The 14878-nt window shown below is 51.6% G+C and carries 15 protein-coding genes; 4 read left to right on the top strand and 11 right to left on the bottom strand.

Annotation, left to right across the window (positions count from 1 at the left end; genetic code table 11):
- Positions 1 to 126 precede the first annotated feature (126 nt).
- Positions 127 to 285: a hypothetical protein gene (locus KU854_RS09355; RefSeq protein WP_218358235.1), complete on the top strand. Its 159-nt coding sequence runs from the start codon at positions 127 to 129 to the stop codon at positions 283 to 285.
- On the top strand, positions 275 to 871 hold the full coding sequence (locus KU854_RS09350; RefSeq protein WP_218358234.1) for a Fic/DOC family protein: 597 nt from the start codon (positions 275 to 277) through the stop codon (positions 869 to 871). The genes KU854_RS09355 and KU854_RS09350 overlap by 11 nt, the downstream gene beginning before the upstream one ends.
- Before the next feature lie 116 nt (positions 872 to 987).
- On the opposite strand, the gene KU854_RS09345 is transcribed toward KU854_RS09350, so the two are convergent.
- The 8 genes from KU854_RS09345 to KU854_RS09310 all read right to left on the bottom strand — a co-directional run bounded on the left by KU854_RS09345 (position 988) and on the right by KU854_RS09310 (position 7781).
- Positions 988 to 1488: a GNAT family N-acetyltransferase gene (locus KU854_RS09345; protein WP_218358233.1), complete on the bottom strand. Its 501-nt coding sequence runs from the start codon at positions 1486 to 1488 to the stop codon at positions 988 to 990.
- Between the two features lie 83 nt (positions 1489 to 1571).
- Positions 1572 to 2492, bottom strand: coding sequence for a 5-oxoprolinase subunit C family protein (locus KU854_RS09340; protein ID WP_218358232.1), 921 nt, complete (start codon positions 2490 to 2492; stop codon positions 1572 to 1574).
- Positions 2489 to 3175 carry a 5-oxoprolinase subunit PxpB gene (pxpB, locus tag KU854_RS09335; RefSeq protein ID WP_218358231.1) on the bottom strand — a complete coding sequence of 229 codons (687 nt, stop codon included), beginning with the start codon at positions 3173 to 3175 and terminating at the stop codon, positions 2489 to 2491. Before pxpB ends, KU854_RS09340 begins: the two co-directional genes overlap by 4 nt.
- On the bottom strand, positions 3162 to 3902 hold the full coding sequence (locus KU854_RS09330; protein ID WP_218358230.1) for a 5-oxoprolinase subunit PxpA: 741 nt from the start codon (positions 3900 to 3902) through the stop codon (positions 3162 to 3164). Before KU854_RS09330 ends, pxpB begins: the two co-directional genes overlap by 14 nt.
- A 26-nt stretch (positions 3903 to 3928) precedes the next feature.
- Positions 3929 to 5239 (bottom strand): TRAP transporter large permease, encoded by a 1311-nt coding sequence (locus KU854_RS09325; RefSeq protein WP_218358229.1) that lies wholly within the window; start codon positions 5237 to 5239, stop codon positions 3929 to 3931.
- Positions 5236 to 5787: a TRAP transporter small permease gene (locus KU854_RS09320; protein ID WP_218358228.1), complete on the bottom strand. Its 552-nt coding sequence runs from the start codon at positions 5785 to 5787 to the stop codon at positions 5236 to 5238. Before KU854_RS09320 ends, KU854_RS09325 begins: the two co-directional genes overlap by 4 nt.
- 129 nt (positions 5788 to 5916) lie before the next feature.
- Positions 5917 to 6894, bottom strand: coding sequence for a TRAP transporter substrate-binding protein (locus KU854_RS09315; protein WP_218358227.1), 978 nt, complete (start codon positions 6892 to 6894; stop codon positions 5917 to 5919).
- A 53-nt stretch (positions 6895 to 6947) separates the two neighbouring features.
- A complete protein-coding gene (locus KU854_RS09310) occupies positions 6948 to 7781 on the bottom strand; it encodes a putative hydro-lyase (protein ID WP_218358226.1) in 834 nt (277 codons plus the stop codon).
- Positions 7782 to 8201: 420 nt separating this feature from the next.
- Here KU854_RS09310 and KU854_RS09305 point away from each other — a divergent pair, with 420 nt between their 5' ends.
- Positions 8202 to 9296: a DUF2235 domain-containing protein gene (locus tag KU854_RS09305; RefSeq protein ID WP_218358225.1), complete on the top strand. Its 1095-nt coding sequence runs from the start codon at positions 8202 to 8204 to the stop codon at positions 9294 to 9296.
- Here the strand turns inward: KU854_RS09305 and KU854_RS09300 are convergent.
- Positions 9287 to 10180 carry a LysR family transcriptional regulator gene (locus tag KU854_RS09300; RefSeq protein ID WP_218358224.1) on the bottom strand — a complete coding sequence of 298 codons (894 nt, stop codon included), beginning with the start codon at positions 10178 to 10180 and terminating at the stop codon, positions 9287 to 9289. The genes KU854_RS09305 and KU854_RS09300 overlap by 10 nt on opposite strands.
- Before the next feature lie 240 nt (positions 10181 to 10420).
- Here KU854_RS09300 and KU854_RS09295 point away from each other — a divergent pair, with 240 nt between their 5' ends.
- On the top strand, positions 10421 to 12676 hold the full coding sequence (locus KU854_RS09295) for an Orn/Lys/Arg family decarboxylase (protein WP_218358223.1): 2256 nt from the start codon (positions 10421 to 10423) through the stop codon (positions 12674 to 12676).
- 64 nt (positions 12677 to 12740) lie between these two features.
- Here KU854_RS09295 and KU854_RS09290 read toward each other — a convergent pair whose 3' ends face one another.
- Both KU854_RS09290 and KU854_RS09285 read right to left on the bottom strand, forming a co-directional pair.
- On the bottom strand, positions 12741 to 14084 hold the full coding sequence (locus KU854_RS09290; protein ID WP_218358222.1) for a mechanosensitive ion channel family protein: 1344 nt from the start codon (positions 14082 to 14084) through the stop codon (positions 12741 to 12743).
- A gap of 395 nt (positions 14085 to 14479) precedes the next feature.
- Positions 14480 to 14812, bottom strand: a complete 333-nt coding sequence (locus KU854_RS09285; RefSeq protein ID WP_218358220.1) for a DUF1840 domain-containing protein — start codon at positions 14810 to 14812, stop codon at positions 14480 to 14482.
- Between the last annotated feature and the right edge of the window lie 66 nt (positions 14813 to 14878).

The following is a 14878-nucleotide window of genomic DNA, read 5'->3' as shown; positions in this document are numbered from 1 at the left end:
TGGGTTCTTTCAAGCTTATAGCATTCGGCTTTGAAAAAAGAACCGAGCCGTTAATTCCACTCTGGGTTCGCTCAAAAGCAATGAATACGTTAAAATATAATCAATTAACAGCAAAGGCTTTTCATCATGAAAAATACAGAAGCCCCTAAAAATACAAAAAAAACGTCCCGCAATTTCTCTCCGAAACTGAGTAACTTGGAAGTGAGCATGTCTTATGAAGGACTTAGCTTGAAGGCAAAAAAACAACAGTCCTTGGAGGAACTGAAACGTCAGTATGCGAGATAAATACGGCGTTCACCAAGACCCTCACTGCTACAGTGACTCTGACGTACTGAAAAACTTACTAAATATCCGCGATGCCGATGCTCTTGCAGAGGCTGAGGCGGAGTTTGTTCGCTTCAGGTATATGGAGTACATCAGTGAAGCAGAATCTTTAGAAGATTTCACCCTAGACCATTTCTTGAAGTTGCATCGTGTGCTTTTCCAGGATATTTATCCGTGGGCAGGTCAGCTCCGTGACGTTGATATTTCAAAAGGCGATACTCGATTTTGTGCTTGTCAGTTCATCAAAACCGAACTGGTTAAACAGCTTGCGAGAATTCCAGCTCTTCTTGATTGTTTAGATAGAGAAGCAGTTGTCGAACTCACCTCTGATATTTTCTGTGAGATAAATGTTATTCACCCTTTTCGTGAAGGTAATGGGCGTTCGACCCGATTTTTCTTTGAAGAGTTACTGTTCGTAACTGGCTACGAAATCTCGTGGCCTGCGATTACCCAAGAGGAATGGATAAAAGCGAATATTGAGGGTTTCTATGGCGACGTTAAGGGGCTTAGGACTATTTTTGATCAAGCCATTCAGAGTCGATCGTAATACGTTCAATCATTCAGCTGTGCAGTAAGTAGAGGTTGCCACATATTCGGTTGGTGACCAAAAGCCCTCCAACACTCTCGTATCAAAAGGCTTCAATAACTCGTTGAAGCAGAGTCTTACAAGAACTTTTCCAGCATCACTTCATCAATGTACTGACCATTGATCTTGGCGTGCTTTTTCGCGGTGCCTGCAACTTCAAAACCTTGCTTTAGGTAAGCGTCAATCGCGGTTTGGTTGTCGGCGCGGATGTTGGCAATCAGCTTCTCAAAACCGCGGGCTTTGGCGGTTTCAAAGGTGCTGGCGAACAGGGCGGAGGCGACGCCTTGCGCGCGGCTGGTTTGCTCGACGTAAGTGGTGAGAATGCCAACGTGGTCGAGCGCGCGGGTGTAGCTCGCGAACGGTTCGACGGTTTGGTAGCCAACCACTTTTGCTGTGTCCGTGTTTTGTGCCACCAGAAAGACGCCGTTTACCGGGAAATACTGAATAAAAAAGCTCTGGTCAGAGGCGGAAAAAGGGGTATCCAGTAGAGTGGATTTTCCGTCCTGAATGATGGGATTGATTACGTCGGTGATGACGTTGGCATCGGAAGGCAGTACGTTTCTGATGGTAATGTTCATGGTTTTCAGTGTGTCTGGAAATTTTCGTCAAAGCGTAGCGCAGATAGGTTGCGCCACGCCAGTTAATTTAATGTCAGGATTGTTTATCCAAAGATCACCCGGTTAAACAGCCGTCTTTCGACCTCTGCATCCGCGACATCCATGGGCGCGAAGGTAACGGCTTGTCCAGGCTGGCGCTGGGAAAGTTGTCCTGCGCCCAGGCTACTTAAACAGCCGATTTTCGGATAACCGCCAATGGTTTGTCTGTCTTTCATCAGCACAATCGGCTGACCATCATTGGGGATTTGAATCGCCCCAAAGGCAATCCCTTCCGAGATAATCCCGCTGAGCTGGCTTTTGATTGGCGTACCGGAAAGGCGATACCCCATGCGGTCGATATTCTGGCTCACTTCATAGCGGCTGGTGTAAAAGGTCATCTGCTCGTCGTGAGTGAATGAAGCGTTCTGGTAAGCGGGCATGACGCCTAGTTCCAGAGGGGCGTCGTAATCCGGGATTGTCCATCTCGGAGCACGGCTTTCGATGACGTCTTTATTTGGCGTAAACGGCAGTGTATCGCCTTTTTTCAGCGCGTCGCCAATGCCACTTAAACCGCCCAGTTGTTCCCGTTTGACCGTCGCGCAGCTTCCAAGTTTTGGCTCGCAGTTAAACCCACCGGACACCGCAAGATACGCGCGCAGGCCGGATTTGGGTGCGCCGAAAGCCAGCACATCGCCGGGCTTTATGGCGTAGGTTAGCCAGGGCTGTATCGCTTTGTCGTTCAGGGTCGCGGCCAAATCAGCACCTGTGATGGCGACCGTCGTTGGCGCGTTGGCTTTCAGCGAGAGCTGGCCAAAGGTGATTTCCAGCTGTGTGGCATCGGGTTTGTTTCCTAATAGACGGTTCGCCCAGTAGAAGGCGTGTTCGTCCATTGGCCCGCCAGTGGTGATGCCAAGGTGCTGGAAACCGAAGCGGCCGCTGTCCTGCAGCAGTGCCAGCATGCCGGGTTTGATCACATCGAAACTCATAACACACCGCCTTGTGCGAGAAACTCTTCCTTGTCGATGGGACGGAATCTCACCCTGTTACCGACGTTGACGCGGGCGAGGGATTCACTGTCCCAATCCACCATATTGAGCGGCGTGCGGCCGATGATTTGCCAGCCGCCCGGTGTGCTGCTGGGGTAAATTGCGGTCTGGTTATCCGCAAGTCCCACGCTGCCCGTGGGCACTTTGAGGCGCGGAGTCGATTTGCGCGGCATGACAATCGCATCGTCCAGACTGCCAAGGTAGGCAAAGCCAGGGCTAAAGCCAATCGCGTACACGCGGTATTCCCGCTCGCTGTGCAGCTTGATCACGGCGTCGGCATCCAGTCCGGTTTTCTTGCACACATCAGCAATATCCAGCGCCACTTCTTCACCGTAATAGACAGGGATTTCTACCACCACACTGTCGCTGTCATCACCTGCCGCATCCACTTCGCTCTCCAATGCTTGACGGATACGTTTGATGATGTCGAAACGGTCGGTACGGTGCAGGTCGAAAGTGACCAGCATCGAATTGTAAGACGGGATAATGTCGGTGATGAGATCACCCAGCCCCGCTTTAACTTGATAGATAGCGCGGTTCACCTCAGCGGCAATCGCGTCATCAATCCTGTCTCCAAAATACACAATCAATGTCTGTTCATTGACTGCCTCAATTCGCGCCATTTGCCCTCCATTGCGTCAACGCCTGAGCCACGGCGGAAGCGTGTGGGCCGTCGCCGTGAATGCAAAGTGTGTCAGCCTCAACCTTGAGGGTTTTGCCACTTAGGGTAGTGACAGTGCCGGAATCAACGATTTGTTGAACCTGCTTGAGAATGGCGTCAGCACTGCCATGCACTGCGCCTTCAATGCGGCGGTCAACCAGAAAGCCTTCATCGTCATACGCGCGGTCTGAAAAGGCTTCAAACATGAGTTCGATGCCGACTTCTTTCGCCAACGACAGTAAAGGCTGACGGTTCGGGATAGCCATCACCACCAGAGGACAACCAGGCGCAGCATCTTTCACTGCGCGCATCACGGTTTTCAGCACTGCCATGTCTTTCATCATGGTGTTGTAGAGTGCACCGTGGGGTTTGACGTAATCCACAATCGCTTTTTGCTGGCGGCAAATGCCACGCAATGCGCCGATTTGATAACCCAGCCAGGCGTAAAGTTCTTCTTCTGTGCAATCAAACTTGCGGCGGCCAAAACCCATGAGATCCGGGTAGCCGGGGTGCGCGCCAATCGACACACTATGTTGGCGTGCCAGGTCGACCGTCTTTTGCATGGTGACAGGGTCGGAGGCGTGAAAGCCGCAGGCGATGCTCGCCATATCGACACAGGGCATCACTTCGGCATCTTTGCCCATAGTCCAGGCACCGAAGCTTTCTCCCATATCGCAGTTCAGTTTCATGGATAAATCCTTTTTCAATTAGCCGATTAACGCTGGCTCATGGTCGTCGGCAGATAGGTCACGATGTCTGGAAAAACCGTGATCAACACTAACCCCAGTAGGATCAGCATAAAAAACGGGAAGGCAGCCTTTGCGACATACAGGATGTTTTTGCCCGTGAGCGCCTGAATAACGAACAGGTTGAAACCCACTGGCGGCGTGATTTGAGAAAGCTCAACCACCAGCACGATAAAGATGCCGAACCAGAGCAGGTCAATGCCCGCTTGCTGCACCATGGGCAACACCACGGCAACCGTCAGTACCACCACGGAAATGCCATCAAGGAAGCAGCCGAGCACCACAAACAGAATGGTGAGGTAGAGCAGCAGTTCAAACGGAGATAGTGACATCGCGGCAATCCACTCCGCCAGTGCGCGTGGAATGCCCAGGAAGCCCATCGCCAATGTCAGGAAGTGTGCTCCGACCAGAATAAAGCCGATCATACAGGCGCTTTTTACTGCGCCGAGCAGGCTTTCTATAAAGCTTTGGCGGGTGAGTGAACCGGTCAGTTTCGCCAATACCATGGCCCCGAAGACACCAAGCGCAGCGGCTTCAGTGGGCGTGGTAAATCCGCCATAGATAGAGCCCAGCACAAAACCAATCAGTGCAACGATAGGGATGAGCTTTTTCAGTGCTTTGATACGCACTGACCAGGTGATGTCGCTACTGCTGTGTTGAGGCACCTGATCTTTGTTCATCAGCGCCCAGATGGTGGTGTAGCCGACAAAAAGCACCATCAGCATGATGCCGGGCAGGGCCCCTGCAATGAACAGGCGACCAATCGACACTTCTGCTGCTACGCCGTACACAATCAAAATGATGGATGGCGGAATAAGCAGGCCAAGCGTACCGGAACCGGCCAGCGTACCCACGGCCATTTTTTCGCTGTAACCCTGCGCTTTTAGCTCAGGCAGCGTCATGCGGCCAATAGTCGCGGCAGTCGCTGCCGACGAGCCTGACACCGCAGCGAAAATCCCGCAGCTCAGTACGTTCACATGCAGTAGTTTGCCGGGAAAGCTGCTCAGCCAAGGAGACAGCCCTTTGAACAAATCTTCGGAAAGGCGGGTTCGGAACAGAAGTTCGCCCATCCAGATAAACATCGGCAGTGCAGTAAGCGACCAACTGGTGCTGGCTCCCCAGCTTGATGACGCGAACAGTAAGCCGATTTGCTCGTTGCCGGTAAAGTAAAGGCCAATCACGCCGACGCCAATCAGGGCGAGGGAAACCCAAAGCCCAGCGGCCAGAAACAGCAGCATAGAGGCGGCGAGGATAAAGGAAATGGTGGTCATGTCTGTCATTGGGCACGCTCCCCGTCTTTTTCTACGTCTTTTGATTCGGGAAGGTCGAGCGAGACTTCTTCACCTTCGAGCAGTTTGTAGTGCGGTGTAATGCCGCGGATGTTTTCAATCAGGCTGTCGAGTACCGCAAGGTTGAAGGCAATCATGCCGAGGGCAACAGGCACCTGCGGGATCCAGAGCGGGATCGGTATATAGCCGTGGGTCACTTCCTCAAAATCGTAAGACTCCCACACCATGTAGGTGCAGTAGTAGCTGGCAAAGCACAGCAGCAGGAAGGCGACAGTCAGCACCACAGTTTCCAACGGGCGTTGGAACTCTTCCGGCAGGCGCTGAATAGCCAGGTTTACGCGAATGTGGCCGCCTTCATGAAAGGTGTAAGCCAGACCAAAAAAGGTGGAGGCGGCAAGGGCATAACCGGAGAAATCTTCGGCAGAGGGGACAATAAAGCCCGCCATGCGTCCGATAATCTGCGCAAGGATGATCAGCATGATCAACACGATAAAGAAACCGGACAGGCCGCCCGACAACAGGTAGAGAGCTCGTTTCATAGTAATTCGTCCCAACAGGCGTAGCTCGGTATTCGGTAGCAACAGGACGTTGCTTGTTTAACCCTCCCCAAATCCGTTTTCAGGGGGAGGGTTTATGTGCTCAAGAAAAATGATTTAGTGAGCAATCACTTACTGGCGATAAGCATTAAGTACAGGTGTCAGTGCCTGCGGATTTTCCGCTTCCCACTCTTCGGTCATGGTCACGCCAATCGCCTGTAGTTCATTGAGCAGTTGCTCAGAAGGCTTGGTCACGGTGATGCCATTGTCTGCCAGCGTTTTGGTGTCTTTGGCTTCCTGCGCCACTACTTCATCCCAACCGCGCGCTTCGGCTTTTGCAGCGGCGTCCAGAATCGCTTTTTGGGTCTCTTTATCCAAACGTTTGAATGCGCGCTTGTTCACGACCACGAAGTTTTTAGGGATCCAGGCTTTGATTTCAGTGAAGTCACTCAGGTAGTCCCATGCCTGACCGTTTGCGCCGGTAGAAGGCGAGGTGATCATGGCGTCGATAATGCCGGTGCTGAATGCCTGCGGAATATCCGGCACCTGAACCGTGGTTGGGGTGGTGTTCATCAGATCAGCCAGACGGGAAGTTGAAGGACTGTAAGCACGCATCTTGGTGCCTGCGATGTCAGCCAGTGAGTTCACGGGTTTTTTGGTGTACAGGCTTTGCGCTGGCCATGGCACGGTGTACAGCAGCATCAGGCCTTCTTTATTCAGTTGTTTTTCGATTTCAGGCTTGGCGGCTTCCCACAGCTTGTGGGCTTGTTCGTAGTCCGTGGCAAGGAAAGGAATGTTGTCGTGCTTAAAAATAGGGTGGGTATTACCCATGATGCCAATGAACACTTCGCCCAGCTGAACCTGTCCGGTACGCACTGCACGTGGAATTTCAGGGTGCTTGATCAAAGACGCACCAGAATGCACTTTGATATCCAGCTCGCCGCCAGTGGACTCTTTGATATCCTCAGCGAAACCGTAGGCAATTTGCGTCGGCAGGTTGGCATCACCATACGGGGTTGGCATGTTCCATTGCGCCGCAAGCGTGGAAGGTGCAGTCATGGCGGCGGCAGTAAAAGCCATCGCAGGTAGCAGGGTTTTCAACAACTTCATAGGAAGTCTCCTTTTAATGGGGCATTGCCCCTTTCGTCCTAAAAAATTCGTGATCAAAGAATAGAGAGTTGCTCGTTGCTTAAATCTGTCACCAGCATTTTGCCGGGAGCATGGGTAATGGCGATGGGCGGTTTGGCGTTAGCAATCGCTAACTGCGGTGTAACGCCACACGCCCAGAACACAGGAACCTCGCCTTCTCTGAGCGGCACAGGATCGCCAAAATCCGGTTTGGAAATGTCGCTGATCCCAATTGCTTCAGGGAAACCAAGATGCACTGGAGCACCGTGGGATTTTGGATAACGGGTGGTGATTTGTACTGCGCGAATCGCATCTGCCGGTTTAAACGGGCGCATGGAAACCACCATGTTGCCGCTGAAACGTTCACTTGGCTGAGTGGCGATATTGGTTCGGTACATAGACACGTTGGCTTGGCAGTCGATATTGCGAAGGGAAAGCCCCGCACGGATCAACGCATCTTCAAACGAGAAGGAGCAGCCGAGCACAAATGTCACCATGTCGTCTTGCCAGAGATGTTTGATATCGGTGGCAGAGTCGCAAAACACACCGTCACGAAACACGCGGTATTCCGGTACATCGGTACGGATATCAATGTCATCTCCCAGAGTATCGAGCAGGGGCTCGCCGGGTGCAGACACCGCCAGAAGAGGGCAAATGACCGGGTTTTTCTGACAGAACACCAGAAAGTCGTCCGCCCACTCTTTGGGTAGGATAACGATATTGCCCTGCGCTAACCCTGGCGCAAAGCCGCTGGTGGGGCCGGTAAACTTGCCTTGCCGTGCCAGCATCCGTACTTCACGCGCCTGATTGACCGAGGCTTCGTGGTGGTTAGATGTCACCGGCTTTTCCTTTCTTGCAACTTGCGTCATGGCTTCCTTGTCTCCGCCTGATACCTTTAGTGTTAACTAAATGTTGCAGGAAGGTGTCATTTCGTCCAATTATAGTTTTTTACCTTTTCCGATAAACAAAAGTTATCGGTACTGTGATGCCCGCTAGGATGCATACTCTGTGAACGGCCAATTTTGTGTGAGCTAGCCCAATGTGCTTTGCGTAGTAACCCTCTGATACACATCCAACTTTATGAATAAACTCGCTTTGTCTCGGCTTTGTTAAGCATTCCGGTCAGCCCTGTACATAAAATTGCAGTCAACCCCCTGCGCCATTTCAGGGCGGGAACTGCCTACCAAAAAGATGCAACACCATCCAGATTTCGCATCCTAATGGCGCACAAACTCATGCTTCCGTCACAAGAGAATTTAAAAAAATGTGACGTTTGGAAGGAGGTATCTATGATTCATTCTCCGCCAGGACAAAAACTTATCGTGCTTTTTGATGGCACCTGGAACGACCCGCAAGATCAAACCAACGTTTATCTCTTATCCCAGTGTATCCAGCCTTTTGACAGCAATGGGCTCCGCCAACGCTTCTTCTACGATCCTGGTGTCGGGACATCGCGCTTTACCCGTTTTCTTAGCGGCACAACCGGATGGGGATTGACGGAAAACCTGATGCAGGGCTACGAATGGCTGGCGAAGCATTACCACGGCGGCGAAGAAATCTGGATCTTTGGATTTAGCCGCGGCGCGTATACGGCGCGCAGTTTGGGCGGGTTAATACGCAAATGTGGCCTGCTGAAAACCACCACCCCGGCGTTGCTGAAACAAGCCAATAAGCTGTATCGCAACAAATCGCTGTCACCCAATGCCAAAGAGTGTATTGCGTTCCGTGAAGCCTACAGTGATTCAGTAAAAGTCCATTTCCTTGGTGTTTGGGATACGGTCGGCGCGCTGGGTGTTCCCGGCACCTTCTTTTCAGAGCGCGGCATGTTCGCCTGGCACGATACAAAGCTTTCGAGTTGGGTGACCAATGCGTTTCACGCTGTCGCACTGGATGAACACCGCGCCGCGTATGACACTGCACTTTGGGTGCAACCGGAAAACACAGACGCGCCGAGGAAAATAGGAAACGTTGAGCAGCGCTGGTTTATCGGTGCCCATGCCAATGTCGGTGGTGGATATGAGAACGATGAACTCAAGTTTATCCCGTTCAAATGGATAGCAGAAAAAGCGCAGCTCAAAGGGCTGTCACTTGATTTTAGCCACCTAAAGATTGAAGACGAAGCCTGGCGGGCAGAGCCGCGGGATTCATTCGAGGAGTTTTTAAGCGGCTACTACGCCAAATTTCAACGTCTGCGCGGCAATGGTGACGATCAGGGGCGCTTTTACCGCGCTATCAAAGGCCGAAAAGCCGGTCATGTGGCAGTAAATGTCACTATTGATGAATCCGTCTGGCAAAAATGGCACGCCGACGGCTACCGGCCACAAACCATTGTCAATGCAAGGCTAAGCCCGACTGTGAAAAAGGTGGAAGAGGTTCACGACTGATTCCCATGCATCGCCGCGACTTCAACCGCAAGCTTGGCGGCTTCCTCTGCGGCGCCGTTCATGGGGGCGCGCAGGTAGGAAGCTGTGAAACCAAGTGGCGATGGCGACCAGTCGCATTGAACCTGTTTGAGGTTTCCTTTTTCGATTTCAGGCTCGGCAATCAGTGTAGGTAAGGTCGCTAGCCCCAATCCATCCTGTGTCATGCGCAAACAGGCCGACAGAGAACTTGAGGTGAAAAAGCGGACGTTCGCTGCCTCTGCCTGGGTAAACCGTTCTTTGATTTCCCCAAACGGCTGAGTGTTACGTGCATAAGTGATGATGGGAAATTCAGCGAGTTCAGCCAGCGACAAGGTTTCGTCCCGGATTGGCAGTGATGCATTCGCCACCCACACCAGTGGGTAACGGCATAGTGCCATATTCTGCACCGAAGGCTCTGAAACAGGCCCCATCAGAAACGCCAAATCTAACGTCCGCTCCAGCAAGTCGTGGCGAAGGTTGGAAGTGACATCCACAGTAATGTCGATATCCAGCCTTGGAAATTTTTCGTTGAAGCTTCGCAGAAACTGGGTCAGCCAGGTGTGAACCACTGTCTCCGAAATCCCCAACCGCAAGGTGCCGGTAAACAGCGCATTGTTCTCGGCTCGGCGTTGGAACTGATCCGCCGAGCGCAGCATTTTCTCCGCATAAGGCAAGAGTTCCCGTCCTTTGGCTGTCAGGGTTACCGGTGAGGCTTCGCGGTCGAACAGAATCACGCCCAACTCTTTTTCAAGGCTGGCGATGCGCGAGGAAATGGCAGGTTGGGTAGTGAACTGCTGCTCGGCGGCTTTCCGAAAGCTGCGCAAAGTGGCGACAAGGACAAAAGTCTCGATACGTTTCAGGTTCATGCTTGGCTCAGGTTACTGCGTTTACACCAAAGATAGAGCATAAATAACGGTTTAAAGGGAGCAGTACGCCAGAAAGTGAACCTTCAACTAGCTATGCAAATTTCCTGCATGAATTTTTGTGGCGAAGTTCAGGGAATTGGAACGATTACTTTCTCTATCTTCCCATGCTGAGACTACTATCGGCGCGTGACACACGGAAGCTAGACGGTAACAGTTCCTCTAAAAGGTGGCCTTAAACAGATGAAATTTCGCTTTCCCATCATAATCATTGATGAAGACTTCCGCTCAGAGAATATCTCTGGGTCGGGCATTCGGGACCTTGCTGAAGCCATCAGCAAGGAAGGCATGGAAGTGGTCGGTTTGACCAGCTACGGCGATCTCACCGCGTTCGCGCAGCAGGCGAGTAGAGCGTCCTGTTTCATTGTCTCGATAGACGATGAAGAGTTTGATATTCACGACGAGCATGACGCTAATATCGCGCTGACCGCAGTGCGTAACTTCCTCAATGAAGTGCGAAAGCGTAACAGCAATATTCCCGTTTTTCTTTACGGCGAAACCCGTACCTCGCGCCATATTCCTAACGATATCCTGCGTGAACTGCATGGCTTTATTCACATGTTCGAAGACACGCCGGAGTTTGTGGCGCGGCATATCATCCGTGAAGCGAATAAATACCTCGATTCACTGGCACCGCCATTTTTCAATGCACTGATGGATTACGCCAGTGACAGCTCTTATTCCTGGCATTGTCCGGGGCACTCCGGCGGTGTGGCCTTCCTGAAAAGCCCTGTTGGGCAGATGTTCCACCAGTTCTTTGGCGAAAATATGCTGCGCGCCGATGTGTGTAATTCGGTCGATGAGCTGGGGCAGCTGCTGGACCATACTGGCCCTGTGTATGACAGCGAAGAAAATGCGGCGCGTATTTTTGGCTGTGATCATCTGTTTTTCGTTACCAACGGTACTTCGACTTCAAACAAAGTAGTGTGGCATTCCACCGTTGCGCCGGGGGATGTGGTGGTGGTCGACAGAAACTGCCATAAATCGATCCTGCACTCGATCATCATGACAGGCGCTATCCCTGTATTCCCGACCCCGACCCGCAACCACTACGGCATTATCGGGCCTATCCCGAAGTCGGAGTTTGAGCCTGAAGCGATCCGAAAGAAAATCGAAAGTCACCCTTTTGCCAGCAAAGCCAAAAACAAAAAGCCGCGCATCCTGACGATTACCCAAAGCACCTATGACGGCGTGCTGTATAACGTAGAGGAAATCAAAGGGTTGCTAGGTTCGACCATTGATACCCTGCACTTTGATGAAGCCTGGCTACCGCACGCGGCATTCCACCACTTCTACCACAACATGCATGCTATCGCGTCTGATCGCCCGCGCTCGGAAGAAGCGCTGGTATTTGCTACTCAATCGACTCACAAATTGCTGGCAGGTTTGTCTCAAGCATCCCAAATCCTGGTGCAGGACAGTCAGAGCCGTAAGCTAGATACCCACCGCTTCAACGAATCCTATCTGATGCACTCCTCAACCAGCCCGCAGTACGCGATTATTGCCTCATGTGACGTGGCTGCAGCCATGATGGAGCCTCCGGGCGGCACAGCATTGGTGGAAGAGTCCATTCTGGAAGCAATCGATTTCCGTCGCGCAATGCACAAAGTGGATGAAGAGTTTGGCGATGATTGGTGGTTTAAGGTCTGGGGGCCAGACAATCTTGGCGATGAAGGTATTGGCGAGCGCGATGACTGGGTGATCCACACGGACGACAAATGGCATGGATTTGGTCAGATTGAGTCTGGCTTTAATATGCTCGACCCGATCAAGGCGACCATTATCAACCCCGGTTTGGATGTGGACGGTAACTTTGATGACATCGGTATTCCGGCCTCTATCGTCAGCAAGTATCTGGCAGAGCACGGCATCATCATTGAGAAAACCGGGCTGTATTCCTTCTTTATCATGTTCACCATCGGCATCACCAAAGGTCGCTGGAATTCCATGGTGACGGAGCTTCAGCAGTTCAAAGATGATTACGACCAAAACCTGCCACTTTGGCGTGTTATGCCGGAATTTGCGGGAAAACATCCTCGCTATAGTAAAGTGGGTTTGCGCGATCTGTGTACTGACATTCACAACGTCTACAAAGAGTACGATCTGGCAAAAATCACCACGGACATGTACTTGTCGAATATTGAACCTGCGATGACGCCAAGTGATGCCTGGGCGCAAATGGCACACCGCCAGATTGAGCGTGTTGCGATTGATGAGCTGGAAGGGCGCATTACTGCGATGCTGGTGACCCCTTATCCGCCAGGCATTCCGCTACTTATTCCTGGTGAGAAGTTCAACAAAACCATCGTTCGTTACCTGCAGTTTGTGCGTGATTTCAATACCCGTTTCCCGGGCTTTGAAACCGATGTTCACGGTCTGGTGCGTGAGAATATTGATGGCGTTGACCACTACTTTGTTGATGCGGTGATAGAAAATTAATTCGCTGAAAAACCGATAAAAATGAGCCACGCAATTGCGTGGCTCATTTATTTCTGCATTTTGTTCAGCGTTTGTTCGCAGACTGTTGGGCTGCGAAATCGTTGGGGTTGAGCACCCGCAATTCCCGTTGTGGGAAGGGGATTTCAATGCCGTTGTTTTGCAGCGCTTCAAGGATGATCAGCAGCAAATCGCCGCCGACGCGGTTGCGTCCGTCATCAATGCCTTCCATCCAGAACTCCACAAACATATTGATACCGTTATCACCAAAGCTGTCTATTTCACAGTCCGGACGCTTTTCCAAAGGCACTTCTTCACCGCTCAGTACCTGTGGGTGATTGCCGACGGCTTCTTTAATCAGCTCAACACATTCACGCACGTTGGTGCGGTAACCCACCGAAAAATCCACGCGGTAACGCTGGTGGTCATCTTTCTGTGTCCAGTTGGTAAACGAGGAGGAGATAAAGGTTTCGTTTGGCACCACGATGTCTTTGCCGTCGAAGGTTTCCAGCGTGGTCGAGCGCATGCGCATTTGGCGCACCATGCCGAGTTTTCCGTCTTCCAGCTCGATAAAGTCGCCCAGTCGCACGGAGCGGTCAAACAGGATGATCATGCCGGAGATAAAGTTCGAGGCGATGGATTGCAGGCCAAAACCCAGACCGACGCCAATTGCACCACCAAACACAGCAAGGGCAGTCAGGTTGATCCCCACGGTTTTGAGCAGCAGCAAGGCAAACACGATAAACAGCCCGATTTCGAACAGCTTGGCAATCAGCTCGCGTGTGCGGACATCAATGTCTTCCTGACGGCGGATGATCACTTGTCCGGTTTTGTTGGTCGCCCTTCCCATCCAAAACAGCAGCAAGCCAAACAGGGTGGTTTTCAGAATGTTGTACAGCGATATACGGGTATCGTCGAACGAGAACGCTATGTTATCGAGAAACTGTGTGAATTCGTCCAACACGCCAATCAGGTGAAAGAACAGCAGCGGTAAACCCACCCAGCGCAGAAATTTGGCGACGAAAGGTTGTTTTATCGCAGCATGGATAAACTGGCTGAACAGCAACATGGCGTTGAGTGCGTGTGCCAGTATTAATAGCCACTCGGTGCCGGGGTTGTTCAAGGTGGCCGTGAATTTCAATGCGATCTGCAAAAACAGCAAGGTGAGCAGCGGGAAGATGAGCCGACCGCAGTTAAAAGCCAGATTTTTCAGTGGATAGAGTTTGGGATTCTCGGGCGGTTGGCGGAGCAGAGGCACTTTACGCCGAATCCACGAACTCACCAGCCAGGAAACCATCACGATAAAGCCAATGGCCAGCAGTTGCTGATAGGTATCTGCGTCTGAAAACGCGGTTTCCGCGCGTGTCAGCAAGGATTGAATGTGCTCCTGCCAAGGTTGCAAATTGTTCATAGTTTCCTCAATAGTTCCAGCGTTCACAGCGCGGGATACGGTGGGCGCTAGCCGCACACTTCGCAAGTAAGCACACCGGGCAATTTTTACGTCGTTTCACATGAACCTTTCTGGGTATTTAATGGTAGGCCTGTTATGGGGAATTGGGCATGAGGGTAGATGTTCAGACCCAAGAGTTATTGTGTGCCAGTGTTGCCAAAACAGGTGTTAAACCGGCACAGCCTGTTGTATCAGGTTGATGGGTATAGTATCAGAAGTCACTTAACAGTTTGTAACTATGGTGGTTATTCGTGGTTAACCTTTTCTCAATATTGATGGAGATCGCAAGCATTTGGGGCGGGGAAAAGAAGAGAGAAAAGGGAACGCCCGCCGGGATTGCAGGCGTTATTCTGCGCCTACAGGAATGAGCTGCCTGTTGCGTCTTGCCACATGACATCGCAGCCTTCTTTTTCAGCGGCTGTGAGCAAGTCAATCAGGGGAAGAGCACGGTCGCCAATACTGACCGGGGTATCCTGAAAATCTTCATCCTCGTCCTGGGGCGCTTCGTGGTGCTGGAGCTTTTCTTTCGCCAGTGCATCTTTCAATGATGCCAGCGCCTGTGAAACATCTTCCGCCAGAATGGCACCCGGCACGGTGTCGCTGTGGCCCATCATCTTGAGCATTTGTTTGCCTACTTCCCCAAACATGGTGATGTCCGAGAACGCTTTGCAACTAAATCTAATCAGCATATCGGTGTCCCTGTGTTTTTTCTTAGATGTTGATTCCCATACATTAACCCATTGAAGATAGTGGTG

This window comes from Enterovibrio paralichthyis (assembly GCF_019209835.1).
Classification (GTDB): Bacteria; Pseudomonadota; Gammaproteobacteria; order Enterobacterales; family Vibrionaceae; genus Enterovibrio; species Enterovibrio paralichthyis.
The sequence above is the reverse complement of the archived record's forward strand: the minus strand, read 5'-3'. Positions and strand labels throughout refer to the sequence as shown.